Consider the following 14,056-nt stretch of genomic DNA (forward strand, 5'->3'; position numbering starts at 1 on the left):
TTATGTAATTCCTAATCCATGGACTGATGGGCTCCACCCATCCCATTGAGATATCAGCCTTTCAGGCAAAGGTTTCACATTTTTCGGGAAAGAAAATGCGAAACCTTTGGGCTACCTCTGAATGTGGTAGGATTACTATTTTTCTCCTTCCAAGTTAATATTGTACCAATCAATCTTACGTGAGAAGTACATAACCAGCCCCAGAATAATGAATAAACCGATACTTCCAATAAGGAGCGCATAGTCCTGAAGTTGAATTATTACAAAGATGAAGCTGTAAAGCACCGTTAAAATTCCGGTGATCAGCATGGTTAATTTCCCCGATTTTAAGATGGCCCTCACGTATCCTGCGATAAGGGACAAAGTTGCTATAGCGGAAACAATAAAGGCGAGATTAAATTTAAGGTGTTCGGATATGGAAAGTAAAAGCGTATAAAAAACAATCAATGAAACCCCAACCAGGATGTATTGGATTGGGTGAATAAAAATTTTATTTAGTACCTCAATAAAGAAAAATACAAGGAAGGTAAAGCCAATAAATAAGATTGCATATCGGATGGATCTGTAGGTTTTTTGGTAATTGTCGACTGGCAGGAGTAGGTCTATTCCAAAAGAAGAGGGATCAATGGAATGTCGGCTTCCGGCCCATATTTGAGGGTAGTTTCTATTTAAATGCAAGATGTTCCAATTCGCATTGAACCCTTTATCATTTACTTCTCTATGGTCGGGCAGAAATGCTCCATTAAAACTTGGGTTGGGCCATTTTGAAGATAAATCAATATCCGTTATTTTGCCAACCGGGGTAAAATACAGTTTTTGGCTTCCTTTTAAGTCTAGACTCAAATCAAAATCGTAAATTTTATCAACATTTGGGTCGATCGCTAAAGAAGCATTGATGCCACTACCTGCGATATCATTGGTAGGTACACCGGGATTGAAGGAGACCTTTTCCTTATTCCAATTCAAATTCACTTGTTCTTCGATCCCTCTGAGGTCATTTATCCCCACCACAAATTCTGCCTGATCAAATAAAATATCTTTAGTTTGGATATCAAGTGCTTTCAGGTCAAATTGGTTAAATGTTCCAGAAATATCCAGTTTAGCATTGTAGACGACGATTTCGTAGATGCCTCTATGGCGTTTCTCGGGGTTTATATTGCCGGAAATATTAAGCTTTGTTGGTAATATATGGAGATGCTCCTTTATCTGAACTATTTTTTCAATGGAATCTTTGGGTGAAAATTGCTTTACATAGCGATGGTAAGGAATGGAAATAAAAGGACCGGAAATTGTCTGTTCCTCACCCCATTTGGCACTGACTTCCCTGATTGCTTCATCTTGGGTCCACTCCCTTTCACTAATTAAATTTTCAATCATAAAAGTTGGGATGAGTAATAACAATCCGATGATGGTGATTGTAGTTACTTTAAAGTAAATATTGGTTTTTAAGTTTTTCATGGGAAGGGAAGCTTACAATTGTTTATACGGAGAAAGGGACTGTATTTTTTCAGATTATCAAAGAGTGTGCCTTACTAGGTTAAATTTGGTTAAACCCGGAATCGAGAAAGAAAATATTTCGCCATGTCAGGATTTATGGAATAATTAATTCAAGTACCGATGGGCTCCACGCATCGCTTTGAGATATCAGTCTTTCAGGCTTCCACATTATAGAATTAACTATATCCTTAACTTAATTCTAGCCCAGTAGGGGCGGAATATATCCCGGAAACTCCTCAGAACGAATGTAAAATTGAGTTCAAGTTTTCAATTAGTTGGAGAGGTTCCATAAGAATTCCCAATCCTTTGAAATGGGGTTTTTTCTTCTAATAATAGGGGGCTTGCTCTAACAAATTCAATTTTTATACTTAAAATTATCCAACTTAGTTATATTTCTCATTATCAATAATTGTAGCCTTGTGCTTTCATAATTCTTTCTTAATTTCATTCGATTTTAACCAAGTATATTTTCGATCACCTTATGAAAGTCTTTTCAACACTTTTTATTGCCCTATTTCTTTTTGTTGGATTCAGTTCCTTTGGACAAACAACATCCCAAGCGATTTCCAAAATCAACACAGAAGGCTTTCAGCGATCGCAGGTCATGCAACTCATTGGAGATTTGTCTGATGTTTATGGGCCTAGGTTGACCGGAACAGATCAATACCTTACTGCAGCCCAATGGGCGAAGAAAACCCTGGAAAACTGGGGCGTGGACAAGGTGTACTTTGAGAATTACTGCGATGACTGCATGGGTTGGGAAGTGAAGTCATTTAATGTGGAAATGATTGAACCAGCCTATATGAAAATACATGCCTATCCATATGCCTGGACCGAAAGTTCAAATGGGGTGCAAATAGGGGACATGGTTTGGATAGAAAATTATGGCGACATAGAAGCCGTGAAAAAACAATGGGCAGGCAAACTGGAAGGCAAGACTGTTTTGATAGGTTCCGTTCCCAAGCAAAACATGTTATTTGATCCGCTCTCAACTCGATTTACCAAAGAAGAAATAGAAGGTGCGAAAAAAGATATCCTACCTGCTTCCCCAAGCCCCCTTGGGCCAACTTCCGGAAATGTGGACTTGGTGGCCAATAAGGATGTTGTTTTCGAAAAAGGAATGCGGAAGAACGATGCTTTTTATGCCTTTTTGAAAGAAGAAGGAGCGCTTAGCATTTTAGGAACTACCCCTTTATCGCCAGGAATTGTTCACCCAAGTGGCACCTACAGTTTTAGAGAAAGTCACATCAAATCAGTGCCTTATTTTGCAATTTCTCCGGAAAGTTTCGGGAAATTAAAACGCCTTGTTGACAGAGAAATCCAACCAAAAATCAAATTTCATTTGGATTCAGAGCTTTATTTGAAGCCGGAAAACAATGTGAACATCATCGGAGAGATTACAGGTTCAGATCCCGTATTAAAGGATGAGGTGGTGATGATAGGTGCCCATTTTGACACCTGGCATCCGGCTTCCGGAGCCACAGACAATGGAGCAGGCACCGGTGTGATGATGGAAGTGATGCGTATCCTCAAAGCCACAGGGTTGAAACCCAAGCGAACCATAAGAATTGCCCTTTGGGGAGGCGAGGAACAAGGCTTTTTAGGTTCATTGGCTTATGCTGAGGACCACTTTGGCAAAGTAGGCGAAACAAGCAGGAAAAGGGAAGTTGAAAAAATTTCCGCCTATTTAAACATGGACAACGGTGCAGGTAAAATGCGAGGCATCTACCTACAGGGAAATGAAGGCGTTAGACCTGTTTTTGAGGAAATGCTGGCGCCTTACGATCATCTCGATGTAGATAACCTAAGCATCCAAAACACCAACTACACCGATCACGATGTTTTCGATTATTACAAGATCCCCGGATTTCAGATCATTCAGGACATGCTCAACTATTTCACCGTAACCCACCATACCAACCTGGATGCCATGGAATATGTACCGGAAAGAGATGTGATGATCAATGCCACAGTGATTGCTGCCCTTGTCTATCAGATTTCAGAAAGGGATGAAAGAATGCCTAGGGAGGAGTAGGGGGTTAGGAATAAGAAATACATTGCCCAATTATTTACATGGGAGCCTGATTATTGGTGGTAGTTTTGCATTTCGGTTAAATTTGAAATGCCACCAAGTTGTTGTAGTACAGACTAGGAAGAGAAGCGTGCTGCTTACTACTTTATTTAGAGTAACTTATTCTTAGTAAATAGAGCAAAGAAAACAATATGCTCACGTTTATTTCTTGTTCACGTAACGTGAACATGCTGTATTTGTGTACAAATGGAAAGAGAATCTGCCTTAAAAAATGTACAAAAAGAAAAAAAAAATAAAACCATGAACCTAAAATCACCATCGTTTAAATTTTTGTTGGTACTAATCGTACTGATACCTATTTCAATTTCAGCTTTTGCCCAGCAAAACAAGGTTTTAATTGTTGCTGACACTTGGCCTGAAATGGATGTCTTGGCAGATGGCTTGGTGAAACAGAGTTACTTGGTAAGTAAGACGAGCGAAGAAGAACTTGAATCGGATTTATCCGATTTTGACTTTGTTTTTATGTATGTCCATGTAACCCATGCACCCAGAACGACACAGGCATTGATTGATTATACCATAAACGGAGGTTCATTAATCGTGTTGCATCACGGTATTTCCTCTTCAAAAATGAAAAATCCCCAGTGGCTTGATTTTTTGGGCATCCAATTGTTCCCAAGGGATCATCAGGAATATCCATGGAAGGTCTTGGCTAATTTGACCTATTCCATGGTAAATCTAAATCCCGGACATTTTATCACCTGCAATGGGATCAACTATGAAAAAGTCGTCCCATTTAAATCCGAGTACGAAACATATTACGATGGGGAGTTTGATGCTTTCCAACTTTTCAATACTGAGTTGTTTTTAAACCAGCGTTTTACCGACGACCAAAAGACCGTTTTATTTGGTTTTAGGACAGAGGATGGAGCAAGAGCTCAACCCACTTCAGGCTGGTATTGTCCAAAAGGCAAAGGGATGGTGTTTTATTATCAGGCAGGCCATGAGGAATTAGATTATCAAAACCCGAATTTCCTGCAGGTTATATTGAATACGCTGGAATGGGACCCGAGTTAAGGCTAGTGTCTCTAACTCTGAGCACGGTCCCTGAGCCTGTCGAAGGGTGCAATTTTAGGTTGAACAATTCAAACAGGGTTCAATTCAATAGGTTCAATATTTTTCTCTATCAGTTTTACTACTATTTTGGTGTGTAACCATGTAGCAGGGATTTTAAATCTAGGTTTTTACTCAATGCTGGATTTCTCATCCTAAAGAGAATAAAGTCTTGAGAATAGTATGTTTATGGTACGATTAAGGATAATATAGACGGGGGCTTGTGTTGTTCGTGATTCTAGAAAATCCTATTATTGCAAAAAAATCCTATAAATATCAATGCTTTTTAACTCAATAGATTTTGCTATTTTTTTACCGATCGTTTTTGTGCTTTATTGGTTTGTTACAAACAGCAACTTAAAAACGCAAAATATCTTAATAGTTGCAGCAAGTTATGTATTTTATGGTTGGTGGGATTGGAGATTTTTATCTTTGATTTTATTTAGCACGCTTATTGACTTTTCAGTTGGATTTAGGTTGAAGGATGAAGAAAACCAAACAAAAAGGAAAGCCCTTTTATGGTTAAGTATTTTTGTGAATTTAGGTTTTCTTGGTTTCTTTAAATACTACAACTTCTTTCTTGACAACTTTATAGCCGCATTTTCATTTTTTGGGTCAGAGATTAAAGCAAGCTCCCTTAATATCATTCTACCTGTGGGTATTAGTTTTTATACGTTTCAAACTTTGAGCTACACAATCGATGTTTATAAAAAGAAATTAGAACCTAGCAAAGATTTCCTTGCTTTCTCTGCATTTGTAAGCTTTTTCCCCCAATTGGTTGCAGGTCCTATTGAAAGAGCAAGCCAATTATTACCGCAGTTTTATAATAAACGAATTTTTGACTATCCGCTTGCAGTTGATGGGATGCGACAGATACTCTGGGGATTGTTTAAAAAAATTGTAATTGCGGACAACTGTGCAAAATACGCAAATCATATATTTAATAATTCGTCAGATTATTCTGGTAGCACCTTAGTTTTGGGGGCATTATTCTTCACCTTTCAGATTTATGGAGATTTTTCAGGTTATTCTGATATTGCGATTGGCACTTCTAGGCTTTTTGGATTTGATCTGAAGCAAAACTTTAACTTTCCCTATTTTTCAAGAGATATTGCGGAGTTTTGGAGAAGGTGGCATATTTCACTTTCAACATGGTTTAGAGATTATTTATATATTCCACTTGGTGGAAGCCGTGGTGGCATTTGGATGAAAGTAAGGAATACATTTATTATTTTCATAGTCAGTGGTTTTTGGCACGGTGCAAACTGGACTTTTATTATATGGGGAGCGCTAAATGCAGTTTATTTTTTACCGTTAATATTAACCAAAAGAAACAGAAAAAATTTTGAAATTGTAGCTCATGGTAAATTGCTGCCAAATTTAAAAGAACTTTCATTTATGCTATTAACGTTTGGGTTAACAGTTTTTGCATGGATATTTTTTAGGGCAGAAAATATTGCGCATGCAGTATCTATTCTATCAGAAATTCTATCTACATCTTTATTTAAATTTCCGGAAATCGGTTTAGATATGAATGGCTTAAAAACCATATTTCTAATAGTTATTTTTCTCATGATTGAATGGTCAGGAAGAGATGGCCAGTATGCAATTCAAAATAAAGGCTCTAGTTGGAAACCTTTTTATCGTTACTCCTACTATTATGGGATTGCTTTTTCAATATTTCTCTTTGGTAATTTCAGCGACAATCAATTTATATATTTTCAATTTTAGGTTAGATGGGAAAATTCATTTATAAAACGCTACTGCTATCTATTCCTTTACTTTTTTTACTTGTAACTATTAATTACTTTGGAGATGCTGCAAGAATATTTGATACTGAATATGAAAAGCAAATGTCTGAAATTGTATTAAATGGCAATTACGTAACCAATATTAGTAATTATGATGATAGACTATTTCAAAAAGAATGTATTGAAAAAATGGTCAAGACGCCAAAAGTTGTGGTGTTGGGTTCGAGTCGTACAATGTTAATTAATTCAACACATTACCCTGAAGAACATGTGGTTTTTAACAATTCCGTTAGTGGAGCATCTTTGAAAGATTTTATCGCCCTGATTCAAATTTATACTGAATGTGACTTACTTCCTGATAGGATAATTATTGGAATAGACCCATGGTTATTTAACGAAAATAATAAGCAATCAAAATGGAAGTCACTTGAATTTTACTACAATAATTACTACAATATTACTGAAGAGAAATCCGTAAAAATTAACACTTATAAATACAGTCAATTATTATCATTGTCTTATTTTCAAGCGTCCTTTAAAGCGATCATTAAAAGTTTAATACAGCCCTCTAAACCTATAGAAACGAAAAAGAAGTACAATAAGACGAATACTAAACTAACGGATGGTTCCTTGGTTTATGGAGAGGTTTATAGAAATGCCTCGCAGGTTGATATCAATTCTAAAATGAAAAATTACATTCAAGGAAGTATTTATAGTATTGAAAATTTCGTGACTATTTCAGATGATATTTGGAATGAATTTCAAGCACTTATTTTTCACTTGGAAAAAAATAATATTACAGTTGACTTCTTTTTATGTCCATACCCACCCTTAGTTTATGAGAAAATTTCAAAGGACTACCCTAATGTAGTGAATACTGAAAACCGTATTGTGAATTTTGCAAAAGTTAATGGAATTAGAGTTTATGGCTCATATGATCCCAATGCAGTAGGTTTTGATGAAACGTATTTTTATGACGGAATGCATAGTAAAGAAAAAGGAATTGATAAGTTATTGAAAGTGAATTAATGGTTAAAATTTAGCACAAGCCATGTGTTTGTCCTTTCCTGATACAATTTGAGTATCAGAATTATTGTGTAAAATCATATGCTAAATCAGTGGAATGCCATAAAAATGGGTTTCATGAAGATTACCAATTCAGTATGTAGTGAGTTTAAGTTAAGATGCACAGTATAAAGGTTATTGAAAAGCTAGCAATGGAAGTTTGGAAACTAATATTAAAAAATTACGATATCATTTTTGGATAGTAATTGGTCTGGTGCTTCTCAAGGTGATTTTTTCGGTGATTAGAAAATTTAGGGATAGAAATCTTCTAAAGACCGTTACTTCACTTAATCGTGGTACCAAATCAGAAAGAAAACTGGTTTTGCAAATGCTGAAATGGGGTGTTCCTGCACCAACAATTTTCCATGACTTATGCATTGAAAAGAAAAATGGTGAGTTTTCTCAAGTTGATGTAGTGGTTGCAACATCTGAAGGAATTATTGTGCTTGAAGTGAAGGATTACACAGGTTGGATTTTTGGTAATGCCAATCATTCACATTGGACTAAAGTTCTAGCTTATGGGAAGAAGAAATATAGATTTTATAACCCAATAAATAAAATAATCGTCATATTGAAATCCTGCGTAAGCAATTAAGACAGTTTGAAAATATTCCATTTTTCTCAATAATAGTTTTCTTTGGGGATTGTGAATTAAAAGAAATCAATTTCGTTCCTGAGGGAACGTTTCTTGTGAAATCCTCAAGGGTATTCGAAGTGCTTAGACTCATTAAGCAAAACAATGAAGTCGCTCCTTATACTAATAAAAAGGAAGTTATTGGAGTGTTAAAAAAAGCAGTTATTAAAGGTGAAAATTTACGTAATCAAGAAAAGCACATTGAAAATATTAATGATATGTTAGGTAAGCATAGAATATTTGACTAAGAAAATATAACCATCAGGAACATGCATTTACCATCATCAACTCCACAAATCATTTCAAATTAATGCAAAGAATTTATTTACTTATAGCGGTTTTAACATTAAGTGGCCTTTCATTGAGTTGTAAAAGTCAGCAAGGCAAGGAATTACTATTAGAAGTTAAGCAGTTGGACAAATCGTTTGAAAACCTGTTCGTTTTTTATGCCAATTTGTATGATCCAACTTCGGGCGGATTTTAAAATAACCCCGAAAAAAAGACCCCTCCAAAGATTGAGTCTACTTGCAGGGTAATAAGTAGAATTGATGACAATGGCTTAACCAATACTATCCCCGATTCACTTAAGCAGCGATGGGTAAATTTCCTGCAAGCATTTCAAGATGCGGAGACAGGGTTTTTTGATGATCCTAACGAACACCGCAATATAGACAAGAGAAGGGGCAGGGCGCTAAGTTATGTGAAAGGTGCCTTTAGGCGATTAGATGCCAGTTCCAAATATCCTTACCCCTCAATCAAAGGCAACAAGGACGCTGAAGAGGATGGCCTAATTCATTTGAAATCAGTCGATAATTTTAATGATTTGTTGCATACTTTGGGTTGGGAAGAAAATCCATGGAAGGCAGGGGGAACTTTGTCTGCGCAGGGCAACGTAATCGGCTCTCTTGAAGGCCCCTTACAAGAAGAAATAGTGGAGGCCATGTTTGATTTTCTGGCAACTAATCAAAACGAAAATGGTTTTTGGGGAGGAAGTTCATTGTATGTTCAACTTTCAGGTGCCTTTAAAGTCAGTAGCCTTTATAGGTTTTATGAGCGAGAAATGCCAAATGCAAACCAGATTCTAAAAAGCACCTTAAAATGCATTCGTGAAGAGGAATGTCGCAATTCAACCTGGGTAAGGAATCCGCTTAACTTACTTGTTGTTGTCAAACCCTATGTAATGATTAGTGAAAAAGAGAAGAAGGATATTATAAAAATTTCCATAGAAAATGTCCTGCGATTCTCACGTAATGATGGAGGCTTTTCGAATTCATTAAAGGATGAATTTGGCACAACGGACGGCTGTTCCCAAGCAATAATTACCAGAAATGCTTTGCGCGATTGGGTAGGACTGGAGCCATTGAATTTACCAAATACGGATTCGTTTTTACTGACCTTGCAATCGAATTAAAAGTTTTTATTTTCAATGTTTCTTTTTCCTTCAATTGAATGGATAAAAGCTCCAAGGAATAAGGCCAATTGGTTTTTCGTAGGTTGATCTGTTATTTCCCCTGCAGAATTTACCTTTCCCTTGATGCCTTGAACCAAAAGGGATGTTTCCTCTTTGCAAGTTGCCTGAATGGTTTCCATGATTAGTTTCAATTCTTCATGTCCTTTTATCCCGCTTGCTGAAGCCGTTATCAGACCAACAGGCTTTTCTGAAAAAACGGTCGTAGAAACACACCATTCCAATACATTTTTTAAACCGCTGGGTATACTAAAAACATATTCCGGGCTACAAATTATCACCCCATCTGCTTTGTCAATTTTCTTTCTTAAGGAGATGATTTTTTCCGGCACATTGTTTTCCGTTAATGTAGTTTGGAAGTGGGGTAGTTCCGTCAAATTATCAAGGATTTCCATGATAAGTTCAGCTTTCCCCAAATCCCCGAGGTATTTTAATAAGCTAAGGTTGGCGGAGTCTGGGCTAGCACTACCACATATACCTAGGATGTTTATTTTTGTTACCATATGGGATTTTGAAAAATTGAAATTTGATTGATAGGGTTATTTAGTTAGTTAAACAAAAATCCTCCAAAAGGGAATAGAGAGACCTTAATTTAACTATTTTTTCGGACATAGCCAGGTCTGGAAAATGACTTTCATCCCCTTTAGGGTTTTAGATTTAAGGAGAATTGTGATTCTATAATCCTGTCATCCCTTCAGGATTTGTTTTGAAGTACATATCCTATTTCCCAATTTGTCTAGTTTGATAATTTTAAACCCCAAAGGGGTGTAAAGATTATAGAAAATAGGGCCAGAATAGGATTTAAACTCCGTAGGAGTGACATATTGATTTATTAGGCTGCTATCCCTTTGGGATTAGGCTTAGTTCTTAAAATGGTTTCAGGGAATTATTGTCGTTTGCGATAAATTTCCCTCAATAAAAAAAAATCCCAAAGAATTTCTCCTTTGGGACATCACTCGAATTACAGCTAAATGACTATTGGCTTTATATTTAGATGTTCTTTTAGGTCAAATCAATCTTTACTTTTTTACCCGTTTTTACGGCTTTGTAAATGGCGTCAATAATGATTAAGTCCTTTAAACCTTCTTTTCCATCCACAGGAACTTTGGCAGTCTCACCGTCCAATATGATCCCTGCCATTCTATCCATTTGGACGGTTTGGTGCGTTACATGTGGGAAACTTAATGGGCCTTTATTGGTCCAAGCTTTAATTGGACCATAGCCTGTAGAAGGTTGCATCTCTGCAAAGCCTTTGGTGCCATTTAAGAAAAACTTATCAAGGTTGCTTGTGCTATAGGTAGATAAGCAGGAAGAGATAACTCCGCTAGGAAATCCAAATTGGAAGGTAATGGTTTCATCTACACCTTCTTTAAATTTCACGGGATCGGTTTTGGTCTCTTGGGCGGTTACCCAAATTGGTTCTTCGCCTACCATGTACCGGGCGCCATTGATAGAATATATCCCTATGTCCATCATGGCGCCGCCACCTGCCAATTCTTTGTTGAGTCGCCATTGGGTAGGGTCACCGATTCTAAATCCGCTTAATCCCTGAAAGAATTTGATCTCCCCAAACTCACCACTGTCGCGTAAACGGATAATTTCAAGGGTGTTGGGCTCGAAGTGCATGCGGTATCCTACCAATAATTTAACACCCGCTTTGTCACAAGCGGCCACCATTTCTCTGCCTTCTTTGGCATTCAGGGCCATTGGTTTTTCACAAATCACGTGTTTTCCAGCGGCTGCTACCCTAAGTGTTTGATCGTGGTGGAGGGCATTTGGTGTGATGATGTAAACGGCATCGATATCCGGATTGTCCTTGATGGCATCAAAGTTTTCATAGTTGTAGCAATTTTTATCCGGGATGTTGTAGGTCGCTTGCCAGTCCTTGACCTTGGAGGGAGTACCACTGATTAAACCCACCAATTTGGCATTTTTGGAATCCAGCATTGCTTTGGCCACACGCGTACCATAGCTACCCAATCCCATTATGGCAACTCTTAAGGTGCTTGCTTTTTTCGGATTGCTATTCATATTTGCTTGTGCTTTTTGAGTGAAATTTGGGATCAGGGGAAGGGAAACTGCGGAAAGAGTCAGTTTTTGCAAAAAGTTTCTTCTGCTTGTCATGGTTTGATTAGGTTTAGTTATACCTCAAATAAGCAAGGGCAAATCTATTTTGTGCTAATATCACCAGTACCATTGCCTAATTCGGGTCAAATTCTTTAATTACAAGATATTGTTTTTTATCTGGAAATGGAAAATAAAATATTTTTTACCTTTACCCAAATAGTAATCCTAAAAAGAGCGTATATGTCATCTTCCCTTACTTATCAGGCCGAGCCTGAATTAGATCCAAAAGATTTTCAAAAGCTACTTATTGCTTCTACTTTAGGCGAACGAAGGCCCGTTGAAGACCTCGAAAGGTTGGAAAAGATGCTTGTGAATGCCGATTTGATCCTTACTGCAAGGAAGGATGGTGAATTGATAGGCATTGCAAGGTCCATCTCTGACCATTGCTATAGCACTTACCTTTCAGATTTAGCGGTACACAGTGATTATCAAAAGCTGGGCATTGGGAAAATGTTGGTAAAGCTGACAAAAGCTGCTTTTCCCTTGGCCAATTTAATATTGCTATCAGCTCCAAAAGCGGTTGCTTATTACCCTAAAATAGGGATGAAAAAACATGAGCACTGTTACCTTTCGGTTCCCGAGGACCCGATTTATTGATAGGCTGAAACCTGGATAAAAAAAGGCTGCTTCTTTTCAGAAACAGCCTTTGCAATTGTTTTAAACTTTATCCGGTGAGGGAAGGTCAAACTCAGACCTTCTAGGATCAAAGAGCAATCGGTTTGCTTCTACAGATCTGTCTCCAGTGAAAAATTCCGTGTCTCCATCAAATTCTAACCAAGGGCCTACGATATAGTCTGCCTGATCTACCGGAACACCCATTCCATCTCTCGCGATTTCGTGGATTTTCATAAATTCTTCAAAAGCCAATTTGTTGTCACCAAATCTTCCTGCTTTTGCATTGAAAGGGACTTTTTCTCCCATTCTATAAGAGATGTTCATTAAGTGACCTAAAGTACAGCTGTAATGGGCATCAAACATGTTTCCGTTGGCCATTTTAGGATCATTGGCACGACAGGCATTAATAAAACTTCCAAATGCACCTCCTGGAGTCATAGGCACTTTCTTCACATTTACATTGCGTGGCTGACTTCCATTGTGTGATTTGTATTCACCATCTATTAATTTGCCGCCATCTTCAAAATAGAAACGGTTCGTTACTTCTTTTACATAACCTTCATGGTTAGCATTTCTAACATTGAAAAAGACTTGTTGGCCATTGGCAAATTCTGCTATAGCAAACATGGTATTTGGCGTCTCCCCTTGGTCATCCCAATTGAACCTACCGCCCATGGCCATTACCCTTACTGGGTGTGTATTGGCCACCTCATCATCCAATGCCCAGTAAGCCACATCCAGTTGGTGGGTACCTTGATTGTTCAATTCCCCATTTCCTACCTGCCAGTTCCAATGCCAGTTATAATGCACCAGGTTTTCATTGTACTGGTCAATTACTGCCGGGCCTTTCCATAAATTCCAGTCTAGATTACTAGGAGGTGCAGTATTGGGTTTGTAGCCTATACCTTCCCTTGGCTTGCAGGCAAAGCCATGTGAAACCAACATTTTACCATATTTTCCTGACTTGATATCACTTACCTGATCACGCCATTCATCACTACTACGCCTTTGAGCGCCATGTTGTACTACTATTCCATATTTCTCTGCAGCAGCCAAGGCTATTCTTCCTTCATGGACGTCATGACTTGCCGGCTTCTCTACGTAACAATGTTTGCCATTTTGCGCTGCCCATACCACCATTAGGGAATGCCAGCTATTGGGTGTAGCTACACTTATGGCGTCAATGTCTTTTCTCTCAAGTACCCTGCGCACATCTGCTTCACCTTGTACACGGTTGCTTTTGGTGTCTCCATCGCGGAGAGATTGAACACGTTGATTGAGAACATTCTTGTCAGGATCTACTAAATAGGCGATTTCGACATTGTCCAATCCTGAAAAATTTGAGATATGTGATTTTCCACGGCCATTTACGCCACATACAGCCATTCTAAAGCGGTCGTTGGCACCAATGATGGAACCATAAGATTTTGCACTGAAGCTCATAGCACCGATGGTCAATCCGCTGGCGCCAAATATAGATTTTTTGATAAACTCTCTTCTTTCTTTCATACTTTGGGTTTATAATTCTTTCGAAATGAAAGGCATAAGTAAAAGAAAAAAGCGGTTTATTTCAAGTTTTACGCAACTTTTTATATGGTGGGTAAATTTCACTGTGCCCGTTTTCTAAAGACAAAATGGATTTGATCGGAAGGGATTATAGCAAATAGAGTTTCCTAAATTTGAAAAAGTGTAGGACAAAGTAAGGAAACTTGGAAAAGTATAAATTTATAAGAATCCTAACTATAAAAAAGTGC

General features: G+C 37.7%; 11 protein-coding genes. 7 read left to right on the plus strand and 4 right to left on the minus strand.

Annotation, left to right across the window (positions count from 1 at the left end; translation table 11 throughout):
* Positions 1-135 precede the first annotated feature (135 nt).
* Positions 136-1,458 carry a cell envelope integrity protein CreD gene (gene creD / locus AC13EX_RS18150; RefSeq protein ID WP_482893791.1) on the minus strand — a complete coding sequence of 441 codons (1,323 nt, stop codon included), beginning with the start codon at positions 1,456-1,458 and terminating at the stop codon, positions 136-138.
* Positions 1,459-1,978: 520 nt separating this feature from the next.
* Here creD and AC13EX_RS18155 point away from each other — a divergent pair.
* The 6 genes from AC13EX_RS18155 to AC13EX_RS18180 all read left to right on the plus strand — a co-directional run bounded on the left by AC13EX_RS18155 (position 1,979) and on the right by AC13EX_RS18180 (position 9,503).
* On the plus strand, positions 1,979-3,532 hold the full coding sequence (locus AC13EX_RS18155; protein ID WP_482893792.1) for a M20/M25/M40 family metallo-hydrolase: 1,554 nt from the start codon (positions 1,979-1,981) through the stop codon (positions 3,530-3,532).
* A gap of 297 nt (positions 3,533-3,829) precedes the next feature.
* Positions 3,830-4,606 (plus strand): ThuA domain-containing protein, encoded by a 777-nt coding sequence (locus tag AC13EX_RS18160; RefSeq protein ID WP_482893793.1) that lies wholly within the window; start codon positions 3,830-3,832, stop codon positions 4,604-4,606.
* Positions 4,607-4,921: 315 nt separating this feature from the next.
* Positions 4,922-6,373 (plus strand): MBOAT family O-acyltransferase, encoded by a 1,452-nt coding sequence (locus tag AC13EX_RS18165; protein ID WP_482893794.1) that lies wholly within the window; start codon positions 4,922-4,924, stop codon positions 6,371-6,373.
* Positions 6,374-6,378: 5 nt separating this feature from the next.
* A complete protein-coding gene (locus tag AC13EX_RS18170) occupies positions 6,379-7,422 on the plus strand; it encodes a hypothetical protein (protein ID WP_482893795.1) in 1,044 nt (347 codons plus the stop codon).
* Between the two features lie 274 nt (positions 7,423-7,696).
* Positions 7,697-8,053 carry a nuclease-related domain-containing protein gene (locus AC13EX_RS18175; RefSeq protein WP_482893796.1) on the plus strand — a complete coding sequence of 119 codons (357 nt, stop codon included), beginning with the start codon at positions 7,697-7,699 and terminating at the stop codon, positions 8,051-8,053.
* A 739-nt stretch (positions 8,054-8,792) separates the two neighbouring features.
* A complete protein-coding gene (locus tag AC13EX_RS18180; protein WP_482893797.1) occupies positions 8,793-9,503 on the plus strand; it encodes a hypothetical protein in 711 nt (236 codons plus the stop codon).
* On the opposite strand, the gene AC13EX_RS18185 is transcribed toward AC13EX_RS18180, so the two are convergent.
* Both AC13EX_RS18185 and AC13EX_RS18190 read right to left on the minus strand, forming a co-directional pair.
* Complete coding sequence (locus AC13EX_RS18185; protein ID WP_482893798.1) at positions 9,500-10,063, minus strand: NADPH-dependent FMN reductase; 564 nt, start codon at positions 10,061-10,063, stop codon at positions 9,500-9,502. The two genes, AC13EX_RS18180 and AC13EX_RS18185, sit on opposite strands and share 4 nt — an antisense overlap.
* A gap of 499 nt (positions 10,064-10,562) precedes the next feature.
* Entirely contained in the window at positions 10,563-11,684 is a 1,122-nt protein-coding gene (locus AC13EX_RS18190; protein WP_482893799.1) for a Gfo/Idh/MocA family protein, read from the minus strand.
* Between the two features lie 183 nt (positions 11,685-11,867).
* Here AC13EX_RS18190 and AC13EX_RS18195 point away from each other — a divergent pair, with 183 nt between their 5' ends.
* Complete coding sequence (locus AC13EX_RS18195) at positions 11,868-12,284, plus strand: GNAT family N-acetyltransferase (protein ID WP_048644460.1); 417 nt, start codon at positions 11,868-11,870, stop codon at positions 12,282-12,284.
* 60 nt (positions 12,285-12,344) lie between these two features.
* Here AC13EX_RS18195 and AC13EX_RS18200 read toward each other — a convergent pair whose 3' ends face one another.
* On the minus strand, positions 12,345-13,811 hold the full coding sequence (locus AC13EX_RS18200; protein WP_048641737.1) for a Gfo/Idh/MocA family protein: 1,467 nt from the start codon (positions 13,809-13,811) through the stop codon (positions 12,345-12,347).
* Between the last annotated feature and the right edge of the window lie 245 nt (positions 13,812-14,056).

This window comes from Cyclobacterium sp. L-R (assembly GCF_056859355.1).